11 protein-coding genes and 1 other RNA gene are annotated in these 16,929 nt (G+C 47.9%); 6 read left to right on the forward strand and 6 right to left on the reverse strand.

Going from position 1 to position 16,929, the window contains the following annotated elements; translation table 11 throughout:
- Positions 1–105 precede the first annotated feature (105 nt).
- A complete protein-coding gene (locus VN379_RS01650) occupies positions 106–1,023 on the forward strand; it encodes a helix-turn-helix domain-containing GNAT family N-acetyltransferase (protein WP_325530139.1) in 918 nt (305 codons plus the stop codon).
- A gap of 68 nt (positions 1,024–1,091) precedes the next feature.
- Positions 1,092–1,266: non-coding RNA, 6S RNA (ssrS, locus tag VN379_RS01655), on the forward strand.
- Between the two features lie 336 nt (positions 1,267–1,602).
- On the opposite strand, the gene VN379_RS01660 is transcribed toward ssrS, so the two are convergent.
- Both VN379_RS01660 and aldA read right to left on the reverse strand, forming a co-directional pair.
- Entirely contained in the window at positions 1,603–1,869 is a 267-nt protein-coding gene (locus VN379_RS01660; RefSeq protein ID WP_325530141.1) for a hypothetical protein, read from the reverse strand.
- A gap of 109 nt (positions 1,870–1,978) precedes the next feature.
- Positions 1,979–3,427: an aldehyde dehydrogenase gene (gene aldA, locus VN379_RS01665; RefSeq protein WP_325530143.1), complete on the reverse strand. Its 1,449-nt coding sequence runs from the start codon at positions 3,425–3,427 to the stop codon at positions 1,979–1,981.
- 285 nt (positions 3,428–3,712) lie between these two features.
- Here aldA and VN379_RS01670 point away from each other — a divergent pair, with 285 nt between their 5' ends.
- Together VN379_RS01670 and VN379_RS01675 are read left to right on the forward strand one after the other, a co-directional pair.
- Positions 3,713–5,014: a magnesium chelatase gene (locus tag VN379_RS01670; protein ID WP_325530145.1), complete on the forward strand. Its 1,302-nt coding sequence runs from the start codon at positions 3,713–3,715 to the stop codon at positions 5,012–5,014.
- Complete coding sequence (locus VN379_RS01675; protein ID WP_325530147.1) at positions 5,007–6,671, forward strand: vWA domain-containing protein; 1,665 nt, start codon at positions 5,007–5,009, stop codon at positions 6,669–6,671. Before VN379_RS01670 ends, VN379_RS01675 begins: the two co-directional genes overlap by 8 nt.
- Here VN379_RS01675 and VN379_RS01680 read toward each other — a convergent pair.
- Positions 6,666–8,318, reverse strand: coding sequence for a serine hydrolase (locus VN379_RS01680; protein ID WP_325530149.1), 1,653 nt, complete (start codon positions 8,316–8,318; stop codon positions 6,666–6,668). The two genes, VN379_RS01675 and VN379_RS01680, sit on opposite strands and share 6 nt — an antisense overlap.
- A 13-nt stretch (positions 8,319–8,331) precedes the next feature.
- Entirely contained in the window at positions 8,332–10,269 is a 1,938-nt protein-coding gene (locus VN379_RS01685; protein WP_325530151.1) for a DUF5050 domain-containing protein, read from the reverse strand.
- Positions 10,270–10,749: 480 nt separating this feature from the next.
- On the opposite strand from VN379_RS01685, the gene VN379_RS01690 reads away from it, so the two are divergent.
- Positions 10,750–11,337, forward strand: coding sequence for a tryptophan transporter (locus VN379_RS01690; RefSeq protein WP_325530153.1), 588 nt, complete (start codon positions 10,750–10,752; stop codon positions 11,335–11,337).
- A complete protein-coding gene (locus tag VN379_RS01695; RefSeq protein ID WP_325530155.1) occupies positions 11,334–12,641 on the forward strand; it encodes a phenylacetate--CoA ligase in 1,308 nt (435 codons plus the stop codon). The genes VN379_RS01690 and VN379_RS01695 overlap by 4 nt, the downstream gene beginning before the upstream one ends.
- An 81-nt stretch (positions 12,642–12,722) precedes the next feature.
- Here the strand turns inward: VN379_RS01695 and VN379_RS01700 are convergent, their stop codons facing one another.
- Complete coding sequence (locus VN379_RS01700) at positions 12,723–13,811, reverse strand: HD-GYP domain-containing protein (protein ID WP_325530157.1); 1,089 nt, start codon at positions 13,809–13,811, stop codon at positions 12,723–12,725.
- A gap of 315 nt (positions 13,812–14,126) precedes the next feature.
- Positions 14,127–16,709: an ATP-dependent chaperone ClpB gene (gene clpB / locus VN379_RS01705; RefSeq protein ID WP_325530159.1), complete on the reverse strand. Its 2,583-nt coding sequence runs from the start codon at positions 16,707–16,709 to the stop codon at positions 14,127–14,129.
- Positions 16,710–16,929 lie beyond the last annotated feature (220 nt).

Genomic DNA, 16,929 nt, shown 5'->3' on the forward strand with positions numbered 1-16,929 from the left:
AAATAGTTGACTAAAGCAAGTAAATTTACTTGCTTTAGTCAACTATTTTTATTATGATATATTTATAAGAATATTTACATTGGGCAGGAGGTAGGGAGGGATTTTATGGATCAGTGTTTAGAAGAACGGGCGATCGCAATCAGGGAGTTTAATCGGTTTTATACTCATTTTATTGGCCTTATTAATCAGAATATATTAGAAAGCCCGTATTCTTTAGCAGAGGCCAGGGTATTGCTCGAGATGGACAAGGCTGGCCGGTGTACTGCCAGTGATTTAACCAGGTTGTTACAGATTGATGCAGGTTATTTGAGCCGTATACTTACCCGGCTTATTAAAGAAAGATTGGTAATAAAATCAAGATCAGAGGCAGATGGCAGGGCGCAGGTTTTATCGCTAACTGATCAAGGAAAAGCAACATTCAAAAGTTTGTCAGATACATCGACTCAGCAGATAGGTAATATCCTTGAAAAACTTCCCTTAAACCAACAACATGAGCTGATTAAATGTCTGGAAGGTGCTCGACAAATTTTATCTCCTGCCAGCGGAAATGAAATCGCTATCCGCCCAGGTAAACCGGGAGACTTAGGATATATTGCTTACAGGCATAGTGTGTTATATCACGAAGAGTATAGTTTAGATCCTGTGGTGTTTGAGCGTTATGTTCTGGAAAGTCTTTTAAAATATGCAGAAAGGCAACAACCTGGACAAATCTGGGTGGCGGAGGTTAACAATAAAATCGCTGGCTTTATTGGAATAGTTGGTGTAGATGAGGAAACAGCCCAGTTAAGATGGTTTCTAATAGAACCAGAATATCGGGGCATTGGCCTGGGGCGGCGTTTGCTAAAAGCTGCTATGGATTATAGCAGGGAAAAACAATATAAACGAGTATTGTTATGGACATTTCAGGGTCTTGATGCAGCCTGTCATTTATATAAAAGCTTTGGATTTACACCAACACAACAGGTTGAGAATGATGCCTGGAAAAACGGGTTGCGGGAAGAGCGGTGGGACGTAACCTTATAGTGGCGCAGTTTGGCCATGGTGGCGTTTATCAGGGTTGATCTAAGCTTAATAATATGTTAGAATAATAATGATATCTGAGATGAACGTCAACTTGAATATGTCCAACCTACTTTGATAATTAGGGAATTCAATGCTATGCAGCTGCCGGGCCATCTAATGCGTGGAGGGCAAAAACATATCTCAGGATACCCACCTGCTGGGTGCAGGTTTGGACATATAAAGGAACGACATTTTGGATTGACAAGGACTTGCCATATTGGTAAGTCCTTTTTATTTGAGCACTTTTTTAGCAGTTTACCCATTTACGGTACTGATGACCAGTAGCAGAAAATAAGAACCATCCCGGTTAGATTATAAAAACAGTCGAGCTTAGAGTATTTCCGAGAAGTCTGGTAGTCTTCATGAAGTTGAAGCTGGCTCTGTATAAGGCCGTTTGTATTGTGTATATAATTATTACGTACCCGGATCCATGTGCCGGACTATGTCCTGTAGGTGCAAGCGAATCATCATTCTAGACGAAAGTTGGCTGGGGTTGTCTCGATAAGCAGTTGAGACAGCCCCCAGCCATTTTTGCAGGATTTATACTTTATATTTAATAAAAACCACATAGTAAGCAAGCGCGCAAGATATAACAGTTGTTACTAAGGCTGGCAACCAATTAACCAGATTAACAGCCACGCCAATAACCCCGATACAGGCATAGGATATAACTATACCCCAGCGGGTATAAGAACGTTTGGTAGCTACGATTTCGTGGCGTCTTTTTATATAAAGCGGTAGATAAAGCAATAAGCTGGCGATTACAAGGCCATAATAAATAAACTCATAAAAAGTCATATTAGGCAAGCGTGCTGATTCCTCCTTGACTGTTGTTATCTGCCCAATTAAAAAATATGGGCAGGAGCGAGAGAAAAGGGGCTGTGCTAAAACCAGCGTTTCAGCACGGCCCCGCATGTTATTTTATATGTTGATCATACTGCATATACACTACGTGGGTCTGGAGATATTCTTCCAGGCCATGTTTGCCGTCGGCACCGCCAATGCCCGATTTACGCCAACCGGCATGGAACCCTTGCATTGCCTCAAAGTTTTCTCTGTTAACATAGGTTTCCCCGAACTTGATTTCTTTGCAGGCTCGCATCGCCACATCAAGACTTCTGGTATATATTGACGAGGTCAGACCATATTCACAATCGTTGGCCAGTTCAATCGCTTCGTCAAGATCTTTGAATGTAGCAATTGGCAACACAGGCCCAAAAACCTCTTTTTGCATAATCGCAGTATGCTGTTTGCAGTGCGTAAGGACGGTAGGTTCGAAATAAAAGCCCTCTTTAGCTTGGGCCCGGCTACCGCCTAATGCCAAATGAGCACCGTCAGACAAGGCCTGTTTCACAGCTGCTTCTACAAGCTCCAGCTGCTGTCTGCTGACCATTGGTCCCATATCGATATCCGGCTGGGTGAGCGGATCGCCATAGGTCGTATTTTTCATAGCGGTAATTATCTTCTCAATAAATGTATCGGCGACTGATTCGTGGACATATACCCTTTCCGCGCAGTTGCAAACCTGACCACTATTAATAATACGCGAATCGCGAATGCAGGCTGCTGCCAGATCAAGGTCCGCATCAGGCATAACAATAGCAGGGGCTTTGCCGCCAAGCTCCAAGGAAACTTTAGTAACATTGTCTGCTGCCGCCCGCATGATAGCAATACCACCGTCAACACTGCCGGTGAAGCTGACCATACCTACTTTAGGATGGCCGGCAAGTGCGTTTCCCACCACTGCCCCTGCCCCTGACACTAGGTTGAACACACCTTTAGGCAATGTGGTTTGTGCTACAAGTTTCGCAAATTCAAAGGCGTTATTTGGCGTTTCTCTACTTGGTTTAATAACAATAGTATTGCCTGTTATCAGAGCCGGAGCCAGTTTCCGGGCAATTAGGAAAAAGGGGAAATTCCACGGTAATATGCCGGCAATAACGCCGATCGGCATTTTAAATAAAAAAATATTCTCATTAGGGCGGTCGCTTTGGATAATCTCGCCTTCATAGCGGCGGGCAAATTCAGCCATGTAATCCATGTAATCTGCAGTAAAATTGGCTTCAACCCGTGCCAGTGGTAAAATCTTGCCTTGTTCTTCGGAAATGACTCTGGCGATTTCTTCGGAATTCTCACGGACTTTTTGGGCAATTTCCTTAATATACCTGGCTCTTTCAATTGCTGGCAGTTTGGCCCACGATTTTTGTGCCTGCTCAGCCGCAGCAACGGCTGTGTTCACATCTTCCGGCGTACCCTCGGGAATTTCTGAAATTACCTGTTCGGTGGCCGGATTAATTACAGGAATCGTCCTGCCTGAGCGGTTTTGAATAAACTCACCATTGATGAACATTTGATAGATTCTCATTCCCATTCCCCCTCAATTGTCATTGCCTTTAAACCGCGTAAACCCTTTGTTTTCCGAAGCGTCGGGATATCAGTTTCCAATGCCTTGCACTCGCAGCGGTTTAAATAGTCTGACTATACATATTTGACGCAGAATAGGAGAGTCCTTTAAAAGACTGTTTGAGTTGGCAAATAACTCCTATTAGCTGTTTGTTTATTGCTATAACGCCACGAACTCTTTTTTGCATGCAAGTCTGCCCTGCGGGAACAATACCTAACAAGAAGAGAATTTAGGGGGTGAAGAGGTATGAGTCTGTATTATCGGCTTATCCGTCACACTGGCAACCAGGATCTATTCCGGGTGGTTGAAATGTCGGTGGCAGCACTGGTAAATGACCACCCGTTTCATATTCAGGCTGAAGGACTGCGCGGCACAGGCAAGACAACAATCATACGGGCGGCACGGGAACTGTTGCCACCGATTAAACGCATAAAAAACTGTCTCTATAATTGCGATCCCGCGGCGCCCCACTGCCCCTTTCACCGCCATTTGCCGCCGACGGTTATTGAAGAGATCGGGGTAGAGGAGATTCCACGGCCTTTTCTGGAGATATCACAGGCTGCGAAAGTGGGATCAATTGTCGGCAGTATCGATCTTGCCAGGCTGACAGATCCGGTGAATCCCGCGGCGGCACTTTTGCCTGGGACTATCCCACAGGCACACCGGGGCATTATTTTTATTGACGAAATTAACAGGCTTGCCGATACTGCACCCGAAGTCGCGGACGTATTGTTGGATGTTATGGGAACCAGACCCGGGCAAATACAAATTGAAGAGCCGGGTTTGCCTGTTGTGAAATTGCCGGTTTCGGTGAGTATCTGGGCTGCAGCCAATCCTGATGAAGATCCCGGTCCTCTTAGCCGTGTCAGAAAGCAACTTGCAGACCGGTTTGACTTAACTGTGACAATGGGCCGACCCAATGATTACCAGGCTGTCGTAGATATTCTGGCCGGACGGAACAATCAGCTATCGGTTGAAACTGTGTTTGGGCAGCTGACAGGTACTTTTGTTAATAGTGCCGTAAGCCCGGAGCTTCGTCCCGCTCTGGCAAAAATCTATATTGATTTCGGATTAGAGAGTTTGCGTGGGGCTCAGGCCATGGAGACTGCTGCCCGTTTAACTGCATTGCTGAATGGCCGAAGTACCGCAACTGTAACTGACCTGGTTCAAGTCGTACCATTGGCGTTGTCACACCGGGTCAGCAGCGATACAATTATTGCGATTATTGCGTTTCTTACGGGTTTGTCACATCCGCAAGTTCAGCAGCAGGGACAACCTGCTGCCGGAATCATCCCGTTGGATGCCCGGACAATGTCACGGTGGGTAATGCTGTGGACAGCCTTGAAAATGCAAATAGCCTCCTTGCTGGGGAACCGTCCTTGTGTACCTGGTGCTGACCATACCGGTAGCGGGAGTGGCTCGGCTGGGGCAGCCCGTATTGTAGATCCGCTTGACACCACTATCATTGCTCCGCCTAAACCGGCCTTAACCATTACTAGCGTGCCTGATGACCAGCTTGTAACCAGGGATACTCACTCGCATGGCTGAGGGGGTGGAATTTAATCTTGCCTGTCTGCCTTTAAGGCGGCTACTGGATCCGGCAGTTGTCATTATACAAGCATTTGAGGCAGGCGGTGGGGTACGGTTGGGGCAAAGCGCTGTTCTCAGCACCAAAGTCCATGCCTTTAATTCTCATAGCCCTGAGCATGTTCAGATCATGGTGAATGCTGACGCCGGGCAGGTATTTTATCATCGTCAGGACAGCGGTGCTATTTGTCATCTGGATATCTTTCATCAGTGTGGAATTGTTGATCACATACTTGCTGCCAGGTATATATGCCAAGCGGTAGACGTTTATCATAAGCTGGCTGGTGAGGAAGCAGGGGGAAGCGGTAAGGAACAGGTCTGTCTTGATTTGATTGATATCCAGACAGCTGCAGGGGGCGGGCGAATAACCGGGGCGTTGACAGGCGGACAGAAGGTATCCTTGCGCCGGGTCCATGAAAACCATGTTCATCTTGCACTTAATCTGTCATATGACCATATGCGATGTTTGTTTTATATTGTTGCAGCTGTAGAAACAGCAATCCTTAATGCCGGCCTCGAACTACGCTGTAATGAGAAAATATCATGTGTTGATTCAACTGACAGTCAGGCCGACCTTAGTGCCTATACCGACCAGACCGACTCGCTGCTTACCGGCCAGCCATCAGCTGCGCAACAATATAAGCAGTCCAGTGAAGACGCTACTATCAATTCCCATATGGAAACACGGCCAACAGCGCCGGGGTGCCCGCCGGTTCAAGCAGCCGGGTGCAAACAGGAACAAGGGGTTAGTAAAAGTCAGACACTTGTTAGCATCACTGAGAATCCCAACAAGTATGAAAAAAACTGTGGACAGAAAACAGCAGGCACAACAGTGCAATATAGCAATTTTTATGCAGTCGGTTTGTTGGACAGCTTGCAGCAGGCTATCGCCAGCGTAAAAAACAGGCAGGGTACTGCGCCTAATAGCCGGATTATACCGCGTTATCAGCCTTCCGCCGGGAGGGTGACCGCCGGGGTTGACCGCTCTTGTGCAGACGGGCTTGATGTTGCGGCTACTGTCACGGCCGCTGCAGCACATCTCTCAGCAGACGGCGAAAGCCGGTTGCGCCTTCGGCCTGCCGATCTGCGTTTTTTGACTCGCCGTCCGCGGCGCAGCTATGATATTTGCCTGCTAACCGACAGCAGTGCCAGTATGGCTGGCTCAAGGCTGGCCGCAGCCCAATACCTGGCCGGGGAGATTATGCGCGGCGGACGCAACCGGGTTAGTATGGTTACCTTTCAGGATAACCGGGCCGAGGTGGTTCAGCCGTTTACTGACAGCAGGCAGGCCGTGCTTAAAGCCTTTGATGCGATTACGCCTTATGGTGCCACACCTTTGGCGTTGGGGATAAGGCACACTCTGGACTACTTTCGGGAACAGCAGGCTGAAAAACCGCTGTTGGTACTTATTACCGACGGCCTACCCAGCCGCAAATATGCGGAAACGGCTGATCCGCTGGCCGAGGCCATGGTGGCCGCGAGTGAGGTTAAACAGGCAAGCTGCGGTTTTTTATGTATTGGGCTTGACACTGAGGATGTTCTTTTAAGAAAATTGACTGATGCGGCAGGCGGCGTGTTATATGTGTTTGCTGAGTTTGAAAAACAGGTTATATTATAGCCGTAACTTTGTAGTAATGTTAAGCGCGGCAGCCAGCTCACGCACCGGAACAAATACCTGTCCGTTCTGCCTATAAGGGGGCTGTGGCAGTGGCAGCGTTGTGCCACTGCCTGTTAGCCAGGTCTGTCCTACAGTAAGGACAGCTTTTTTTTGTCCAAAGGTAAAAGTAACTGAATCGCCTTGCTGGTTGATACCTGTGCCAAGCGCATCAGCGGCAGCGATGGCTGGGAGGAAAAGGTTTTGAGTTTTTCCCGATTTGATAATGGCAGCCGGAGCTGTCAGGAATATTTTGCGGTCATTGACTGTTATAAAGTTAGCATTGGCATTGGCTTTTATTTCGCGGCTTTTATTACCGGCTTTTGGCGCAAAGGTATCAAATAAGGTTTTGGCAATGGAATTTTCGACACTGTAAAATGGTTTGGCGTTACTTAGCTTAGCGCCATTCATCATAAATATCACACCCAATTTACTGTCCGGATCATAATAAGCATCGCCTGACAGGCCATATGCCTCACCGGAGTGGCCGATCAAACGCTTGCCTGGCACTAAGTCATCGGTAATGTGAAAGTTTAGCCCCTTTTGTTTATAAAAGCCATCCATGCTATCGCCAAACCACTGGATGCTATGCATAAGATCGGCGGTATCGGCTTTGAGGATGCGGGTGCCGTTATAGGTACCTCTGTTCATATGGGCTTGCATGAATTTGGAAAAATCAGTTGTGCTGGAGCGTAGCCCGCCGGCAGGGGAGCGGCCCAGCGCACTGCCCAGCGGCGCAGTAATTGCCGTTGGTGCTGGTTTGGTACCGGCGTAAGCGTCTTTGGTTGGCTGGAAATAAGTAAGTTGTCCATCCGGGCGATACAAGGTGGCGATGTTTAGCCAGTTCTTAATGTCAGCCGGTTCAAAGCTGGCATCCATATTAAGTGGCTTAAAAATGAATGTATTGCAGTACTTGTCAAAGGGCACACCGGAAATTTTCTCAACAAGTGAGCCGGCGATTCCTGTGCCAAAGTTGGAATAGCTAAAGCAAGAACCAGGGGCGTAATTGGCAAAGGTAGTAGACCGATAATATTGTCCACCAGGGACAAGCATTTCTTTGATCTCAAGCTGTGTTAGCAGGGCGGGGTTTGTCTCTACGATGGTATCATAAACACCGCTGTCAACAATGCTTGAGGTGTGATTGAGGAGTTGGCGAAAGGTGATGTTTACGGCAGGATACCTTGGGTTTCTTACCTGATACCCGAGGTATTTGCTGATATCGTCATCAAGGCCGAATTTACCCTGGTCGTATAGCTGCATAAGGGCAGTCGCTGTCACCATCTTCGAGAGTGAGGCCATCCTAAATAAGGTTTCAGGCGTTACTATACGCCCTGCATTAAGGTCAGCCCAACCGTAACCACCGCTCCAGATAATTTTATTATTACGAAACACTGTAGCCGACAGGCCGACAACCTTATATTCCCCCATAACTGACAGCAGTTTTTTATCAAGCTCTGTAGGTTTCGTGGGTGCTTTATAAGGCCGGAGCGCACTATAGCCGGGGGACGGCTCAGACTGATTAGCCATAACTGGCTGAACCGGGCAGCCTATTGTCAGCAGTATGCCTGCCAGTACTGCCGGCAGGCATTTGGAAAAGCGGGTACTAAACATAAACGGTGCCTCCTTACAATCTAAAGAACAAGTGATGATAATATAGGGTATTATTTACGATCGTAATCGGGAGTGGCCCTGCACCTAGGTCGCAAATCAGTTGCGGTATTTTCGTTTTTGCTTTTATACGGTACAGGGCATCATTAGCCGAGGTATTAGTATAGTAAATATCGCCATTGGCAACGGCAATAAAACCTGCTTTGTCATTTGTAAGTTTCATGCGATTATGGCCGTCTGTGCCAATCGCATATAGTCTTTGTCCATCATCATAATTACTATAATAGATGATACTGCCGGCAGCAGCCATAAACAAGACCCGGTCATTGCCAATCTTACTGCGACCGGTGCCGTCAAGCTTTACTTTATATATTTTATAATCATCTGAGGCATTCAGGTAATATACCCAGTCGCCAATAATGCTAAGGTTTTCTGATTGGTCACAATTTATTTTTTGAGTTGCACTGCCGTCCAGTGATGTTTTAAATATATTATTGTCTTGGGCTGAGTAGCGATTGGTCCATTTTACATAGACTAGCCAATTACCGGCGAGGGTTACCTGGTTAGCCGGGTCAGTGGTGATCTTCGTTTTTTCCGTGCCATCAAGGCTCAGCCTATAAATGCTATGATTATCAGACCAGTTGCTGTAGTATAAATATTTCCCGGAAATATTTAGGTTCCAGGCTTCATCGTCGCTCAGCACCGTGGGGGTAGTTTTACCTGCGTTAAGGCGGTAAATCTTCTCACTGCTGCCGGCGTAGGTGTCGCCGGCTAAGTCCAGATAGTAAAGCGTGTTGTTTACTCTTGATACAGCCCGGCTGCCAGGGCTTATCGTTGCCGGGGTTGCTGCCGGCAGGGAGGGATCCTTGGTCTTGAAATAGGTATCAGTTGCTTGTACAAGTGCCTGGGCGGCCTCTAAGCGGTAGACCCGCTGGGATATCATTTTAGCATCCTGAGGATGGGGCATCATGGCGATCTCGGCAATTACTGCCGGAACCCAGGTTGAGTTTAGCACAACCAAGCCGGGCCGGTCCTGTAATGGGTATTGCGGGATGCGCAATGTATGAGCTACCTGATCCGCAATCAGGGTGGCCAGTTCCTTAGCAGGCTGAGGGGCAGCTGAATTATAAAGCGCGGTAGTGCCCCGGTACAGCTTGCTGGCAGTCTCCGGCATGTCTGCAGGTATCGAATTATTATGAATTGAGATTAGGGCGGCGGCATCCAGAATGTTTGCGGCATCAGCCCGATCAAGCAGGCTGGGTCTGGAATCGTCGTTTCGGGTCATGTATACATCATAGCCGTGTTGTGTAAATAAGTCGCGGCTTAAGCGGGCGATGTCAAGATTAAGTTCTTTTTCAAAGAGAAAATTACGGGTTGCGCCTAAATCCGGTCCGCCATGGCCGGGATCAAGCACAATAGTTTTAGGAGATAGGCCCGCCCCGGTGTTTGTAAAGTGTAAAACAAGGTATGTCCGAAAGGTGATCGTATTATCAAGCTGGATGATCTGCTTACGTTTTACGGTTGTAACCTGTACGCTGGCGATTTGATTATTATAAGCAGCTGCGATTTTAAGCTGATTGGTGGCAGTGGCTGCGATTGTTACCTGCTGCAACCGGGGAGAGGCAATAGTCTTGGTAAAGGTAGCTTGTCCTGTTAGTTCGGGGAGGGAAGATTGTGCAGCCAGTGTTATCTCCAGTAAGCCGTCTTGCCGGGTTACCTGGTATACAGGCTCTAACATATAGGTAAGGGGATCGGCGACACCGGTTGCGGGAAGCCTGGTTTCGACCGCAATGGCGACAACATCTTTATATTCCAGATGGAAAAGCTTTAGCTCGACAACCGCCGGTGTGTCTGTTGCCGGTAGTGTCACAGATGTGCCGGCAGCCGCTTGGGACGGGGAGAATAACAAGAGTAGAGTAATTAGAATGACTAAAAACGACATCCGTACAGGCATAAGATAACACCTCTTTATTGTTTGCAGATCTAAGAAACAAGTTCGATTTTAAAATAAAAAACACCTGCAGGATTTTTTTATATTGACATTTGTATTTGTCCCTTGGTATGCTATATACAAAATACTGATAAAACCAACATCGATGACCAGGAAGAGTAAACATATACAGGAAGCTGCAGCGAGCCAATGCCAGTGAGAGTTTGGCGCCGTCCGGTATGTTGAATGGGCCTGGAAGATACAGCCTGAGCCGTAGTGACGGGGTAGGCGCTGTCGGGATTCTTCCGCCGTTATCAGGAAGCGGGTATCGGATATTCATCCTGTACCTAGTAAGCCGGGCCATGTTATTGTGGCCAACGAGGGTGGCACCGCGGGTTATTCCCCGTCCCTTGGAGTATGCTATGCATGCTTCAAGAGACGGGGTTTTTATATTTATAGGCACAATTCCGGTGAATTATTATTTTTATGAGGGAGGGCATGACTATGGAAAACAAACAATCAGAAATGGTAACAATCACAACAGGTCAGGAGGGGCGGTTCCGGTGGGCTGCGGTAACGGCGATGCTGCTGGCTATCGGGGCAATACTCAGGCTGGTTAGTCCCAGTATTGCCGGAGTATCACCTAACTGGATTATTGCGATGTATTGTCTGGCGATTGTGCTGTTCCGGCCATCTGTCGGGCGGGCGATGAGCATTGGGCTGGTGGCAGGAGCGCTGTGTTTAGCCACATCCAAATCGGTCTTTCCTTATGGCAATTTGATCAGTGAGCCGATTGGTGCGTTCGTGTGTGCCCTTATCGTCGGCCTGCCGTTTAGCATGAAGGTGGGACGGCTGGATTTACGGCCGGCGCTGGGCGCTCTTGGTGGAACACTGGCCAGCGGACTGACGTTTACAACACTGGCCAAACTTATTCTTGGCCTACCGCTTAATGTATATCTTTATGGGATGCTGCCTGTTGTTTTCACCGTGGCGGCAGCCAACACAGTCATTGCTCAGGCGCTTTATTACCCGGTGGCTGCATTGCTGGGCGGGTTGACTGCTAAAGCTAAGGAAGTGGGGAGTAGTAAATGAGAATTTGGAATAAAGAGATAGAAACAATGCCTGTAGCAGCTATGCGGCAGTTGCAGCTTGGCCGGTTACAGGAACTTGTAGCCAGGGTGTACGGCAATGTCCCGTTTTACCGGGCCAAGATGGAAACGGTGGGTGTAATGCCGGCAGATATTAAGGCATTGGCCGATATTACAAAACTCCCGCTGATGACCAAGCAGGATATGCGGGATAACTACCCCTACGGGCTGCTGGCTGTTCCCCTAAAACAAATTGCCAGATTTCACTCATCAAGCGGTACTACCGGCCGGCCAACTGCTGTGGCCTATACGAAAAATGATTTAGATATGTGGGCAGAGTCATTGGCCAGGACATTGGTAGCCGGTGGGTTGGAGTCTGACTCGGTGTTTCAGGTTGCTGTTAATTACGGCATGTTTACCGGCGGTCTGGGGATGCATTATGCTGCGGAGAAGGCCGGAGCCGCTATCGTACCGGCCTCCTCGGGTAATCCCGTGCGGCAGGCGATGCTGATGCAGGACTTTGGGGTAACGGCAATCATCGTTACCCCATCCTATGCCTTGCATTTGGCTGAAGCTATGCAGGCAAAGGGTATTGATCCCCGTACCCTGCCGTTAAAATCAATGTTTTGTGGTGCTGAATCCTGGTCAGACGGTATGAGACTGGAGATTGAAAAGGCGTTTGGTGTCAGCACCTATGATGTGTATGGATTAAGTGAGATTATTGGCCCGGGGGTGGCAACCGATTGCCGCTTGCAGGAGGGGCTCCATCTGCATGAAGATTTGTTTTATCCGGAAATCATTGATCCTGTGACCGGCGAACTACTCCCTGACGGGCAGGTCGGGGAACTGGTGATTACCACATTAACTAAAGAGGGTATGCCGATGCTGCGGTATCGTACCCGTGACCTTACAGCCCTTGAGCGCAAGCCGTGCGCCTGTGGCCGTACCGGGATTACAATGAAACGGGTTACCGGGCGCAGTGATGATATGCTGATCATTCGCGGGGTTAATGTTTTTCCATCTCAGATCGAGAGTGTTTTGCTGGAAATGGGGGCTACTGCGCCGCATTACCAATTGATTATTGAGCGGAAGAATAACTTAGATGAATTGACCGTTCTGGTAGAACCAACTGAGGCTGGTTATATAGAATTAGGAGAAGCCGGGATGCGTCACCTGGAGAAAACAATCCAGAACCAATTAAAAGCAGTGCTGAATGTCAAAGCTATTGTCCGGTTAGTGTTGCCGCGTACCATTGAACGGAGCGAAGGCAAAGCTAAGCGCGTAGTGGACAACCGAAAGCTGGCATAAAAAAAGGTCTGTTCTGAGTAATCTAACTCAGAACAGACCTTTTTGTGAGAGGAGAGTATTACAAGCGATAGTAGTATGCTGCTAATTGGCGTTAGCTAAATACTCCTGATTGACCAGGCGCTTAATAAAAATATTGTTGGTTGCGGCAAGATCAATAATTGTACCGCTATCTGTTTTAACTACAGGTCTGTCAAGCTTGTTGGCATTAAAGAAAATTACCTGGCCTGTGCTCTCGTCGCTTAAAAGTACAGGAGAATTTATTAAGCAGTCGCGGATATGCCTGATAAATGGCTGACACACGCCTTGGTCCAGTTTGCCAAACATTTCTTTGGCCATAGACTCTAAAACAGGGAACGGATTGGCGTGTTCGCCGGTATAGGCCTGCTGATGAAAGAAATCAGCGACAGCAATGATTCTGGCATAGAGGTGGATTTTATCCCCGGTTGAGCCTAAGGGGCAGCCGCTGCCATCCATGTATTCATGGTGCTGGAGAATACTCATCAGTACTTCCTGAGGGATAGACGGTACATGCTGGAGTAGTTTGCCGCCGTTTATGACATGAGAATTAGGGTGAACATCAGCCTCTTTGGCAATTACCAGTTTTCCCACATCATGCAGGAGACCGGCCAGAATCAATACGTGAATCTGCTCGTCGGTCAGCTTAAGTTTCCGTCCGATAATGCTGCTGATAAAAGCTACCATAACCGAATGGCGAGCTACTTTATCGGCCAGATTATAGTCACTTACCAAGAGATAATCCATAATTGCCGGCCCGGTGGAAAGTACGGTTGAGTAGATGCTAAAGGAGGTATCCTTAAGTTCCTGTACCGGAATCTGATTGTTATTTTTGATAAAATCAAAAGAATGGCTAGCTGAGGTCATCACGCTGTCATACTCTTTAAAGAAGGTGACGAAATCTTCCGCCAGACTACTCTGCAAGACAACCGCAGCAGGCTGCTCAGGCTGCTCCTGGGGACTCTCAGCTGCGGGAACAGCACTTTCGTCGACGATAATAATGCTGTGGACATCCCACATAAGTAACAATGAGATGATGCGGGGGTTGATAACGATATCTTTCCCCAATAAGGTCTTGCCGCTGGCCGACAGGACTGGTTCACCGATAACCATGCCGGCAACCAACTCTTTTACGGCGATCATCCTTGTTGACACACTACCAGCCCCCTTTTTCAGTAAACCAATATACAATGGCAATATAAGTATAAAGTTGATTTTTGAGAAATGCAATCGGCCTAAGGTCATGGCGGATAGTGCCAAAGTCCTAGAAAAAGAATCCCCGCTAAACGGGGATTCTTTTCTATATACAACGAGTTAAAGTTTTGCCGGCGGGTGGTGTGTTGGCAAAAGCGGAAGTCAAGCGTCAGCGGTGGAGCGTTGTCAATGCATCACCCGCCGGTGCCTGCAAACTTCTTTAATGCGGAATAGATAGACTAAATTCAATCAGTGGGTTATGTTATGTGCCGGGGGTCAGACAAGAACCTCTATGGCTATTTTTCCGGAGCTAGTGTATAGCTGTACCTTACTGCCCTCAGGTACTTCCCCTTTAATAATCATCTTACTCAATTCTGTTTCAACCAGGCGGCTGATTAACCGCTTTAGGGGTCTTGCGCCGAATTGTGGATCGTAACCTTCCCTGGACAATAGTTCCAGGGCGCTATCCTCCCAGGATAAGCTGATGTTGAGTTGTTTCTGCAAACGCTTATTGAGGGTTTCCAGCATAATCGCGGCGATGGAACCAACCTGCCCGGCGGTAAGGGCATTGAAGACAATGATATCATCAATGCGGTTTAAAAACTCGGGACGGAAATTGTGTTTCAACAACTCCAGTACCCGGTCTTTGGCGACAGTAAAATCGTTGTTTAGAATTTCCTGTGAACCGATGTTGGAGGTCATGATGATAACCGTATTTTTGAAATCAACGGTACGGCCCTTGCTGTCGGTAAGACGGCCATCGTCCAGGATTTGCAGCAGGACATTAAACACATCATGGTGTGCTTTTTCGACTTCGTCCAGCAGCAGGACACTATAAGGGCGGCGGCGGACAGCTTCAGTCAACTGACCACCCTCGTCATAGCCGACATAACCAGGCGGGGCCCCGATAAGGCGGGCAACAGCATGTTTTTCCATATATTCGCTCATATCCAAACGGATCATGCTGCGCTCGTCATCAAAAAGTACCTCGGCTAAGGTTTTGGCCAGCTCGGTTTTACCGACGCCGGTTGGACCCAGGAAGATAAAGGAACCAATTGGGCGGTTGGGGTCTTTAATTCCGGCCCGGGCCCTGATGATTGCTTCGCTGATGGCTGTTACGGCAGCCTGCTGTCCTACAACCCGTTGGTGCAGAATCGTTTCCAGGTTGAGCAATTTTTCCCGTTCACCAGTCATAAGCTTGGTTACCGGCACACCGGTCCAGCGGCTGACCACTTTGGCAATATCATCCTCGTCAACTTCTTCTTTAAGCATGGTTTTATGGGAGCGGTTGTGAGTAAGCTGTTCTTCTTCCGCTTTGAGTTTTTTTTCAAGTTCCGGCATGCGGCCATATTTAAGTTCAGCCAGCCGGTTTAAATCGTAGGCCCGCTCGGCAGCTTCCATCTGAGTGCGGACAGTTTCAATCTCTTCTTTGAGGTCGCGCAGGCGGATAATAGCCTGTTTTTCCAATTGCCACTGGGCCTTTAAGGCGTCTGCCTGTTCCTTGAGGCCAGACAGTTCCAGGCCGATACGGTCCAGTTTATCCTTTGATGAGGGATCTGTTTCTTTTTTGAGTGCCTGTTCTTCAATCTCAAGCTGCATAATACGGCGGAGCGCTTCATCCAGTTCGGTTGGCATTGAATCAATTTCTGTACGAAGTTTAGCCGCAGCCTCATCGATTAGATCGATGGCCTTATCAGGCAGAAACCGGTCAGAGATATACCTGTCAGATAGAATAGCGGCAGCGACAAGCGCCGCATCTTTTATTTTTACGCCATGATGTACTTCGTAGCGTTCTCTTAAACCACGCAGAATGGAAATGGTGTCTTCGGCGCTAGGTTGGTCTACCATGACAGGCTGGAAGCGACGTTCCAGGGCCGCGTCTTTTTCGATATGCTTACGATACTCATTTAAGGTGGTTGCGCCAATACAACGAAGTTCGCCTCTTGCCAGCATCGGTTTTAGGATATTGCCGGCATCCATAGCCCCTTCAGCAGCCCCGGCGCCAACAACTGTGTGCAGTTCATCAATGAACAAGATAATTTTGCCTTCGGATTTAGAGATTTCACCTAATACCGTTTTCAGTCGTTCTTCAAATTCACCACGATATTTAGCGCCGGCGAGCATAGCCCCTAAATCCAGCGAATATACTGCCTTGTTTTTTAAGGTTTCGGGTATGTCACCTGCAATAATGCGCCTGGCTAGCCCCTCAACAATCGCTGTTTTGCCAACACCGGGTTCGCCGATGAGTACAGGATTGTTTTTAGTGCGGCGGGATAAGATTTCGACAACCCGGCGAATCTCGTCGTCCCGGCCGATTACGGGGTCAAGTTTGCCCTGGCGGGCAAGCTCAGTTAGATCCCTGCCGTATTTTGTAAGCGCCTGCAAGTTCTCATCGGGATTGTCGGTAGTTATGCTCTGGCCGCGCCGGAACTCGGTAATAATCTCCTGAATACGGTTTTTAGTCAGCCCAAAATCACGGCAGACTTTCACTAAATCGGCATCACCATCGTCAGTGATTGCCATAAGTAAGTGTTCGACACTAATATATTCGTCTTTCATAGCCTTGGCATGTTTTTCGGCTAAAGCCAATACCCGTACCATGGCGGTATTCATTCGTAAGCCGCTATCCTGACCACGGACGGACGGAATGGTTTGTAACAATTGCTCAAGCTTAACAGTAAATAGCCGGACATCAATTGCTAACTGGGCCAGGAGATAAGCCATGATGCCCTCGGCATCTTTCACAAGTGCCAATGCCAGGTGTTTGGCCGTTAGTTCCTGATGGTAGTGCAAGGCTGCCAATTGTTGTGCTTCCTGCAGTGCAGCGGCTGCTTTCTGAGTATATTTTTCACTGTTCATCATTTATACCTCCTAGGAAAATTATGTGAGGGTACTTGTTGGAATATGCGTTATAGAAGTCTACAGTTAAATATTAGCAGAAAAAGGTTATTAATTGGAGTCTGATTAATGACAACAACCGTTGATTTTCAGCTTGATAAGCTGATTTTTGCAAAATAATCACAGCAGGCCTAGTTTTACTAACTATTTCTGACTTTTTGACCTTAATTGACTTTAACGC

This window comes from Sporomusa sp., assembly GCF_035561255.1.
In the GTDB taxonomy this organism is placed as follows: Bacteria; Bacillota; Negativicutes; order Sporomusales; family Sporomusaceae; genus Sporomusa.

What these genes read in the sequence shown, in the direction of transcription:
- VN379_RS01685 (WP_325530151.1), bottom strand. Translation starts at nt 10,269, where the DNA reads ATGCCTGTACGGATGTCGTTTTTAGTCATTCTAATTACTCTACTCTTG.
- VN379_RS01690 (WP_325530153.1), top strand. Translation starts at nt 10,750, where the DNA reads ATGGAAAACAAACAATCAGAAATGGTAACAATCACAACAGGTCAGGAG.
- aldA (WP_325530143.1), bottom strand. Translation starts at nt 3,427, where the DNA reads ATGAGAATCTATCAAATGTTCATCAATGGTGAGTTTATTCAAAACCGC.
- VN379_RS01650 (WP_325530139.1), top strand. Translation starts at nt 106, where the DNA reads ATGGATCAGTGTTTAGAAGAACGGGCGATCGCAATCAGGGAGTTTAAT.
- VN379_RS01675 (WP_325530147.1), top strand. Translation starts at nt 5,007, where the DNA reads ATGGCTGAGGGGGTGGAATTTAATCTTGCCTGTCTGCCTTTAAGGCGG.
- VN379_RS01680 (WP_325530149.1), bottom strand. Translation starts at nt 8,318, where the DNA reads ATGTTTAGTACCCGCTTTTCCAAATGCCTGCCGGCAGTACTGGCAGGC.
- VN379_RS01695 (WP_325530155.1), top strand. Translation starts at nt 11,334, where the DNA reads ATGAGAATTTGGAATAAAGAGATAGAAACAATGCCTGTAGCAGCTATG.
- VN379_RS01670 (WP_325530145.1), top strand. Translation starts at nt 3,713, where the DNA reads ATGAGTCTGTATTATCGGCTTATCCGTCACACTGGCAACCAGGATCTA.
- clpB (WP_325530159.1), bottom strand. Translation starts at nt 16,709, where the DNA reads ATGAACAGTGAAAAATATACTCAGAAAGCAGCCGCTGCACTGCAGGAA.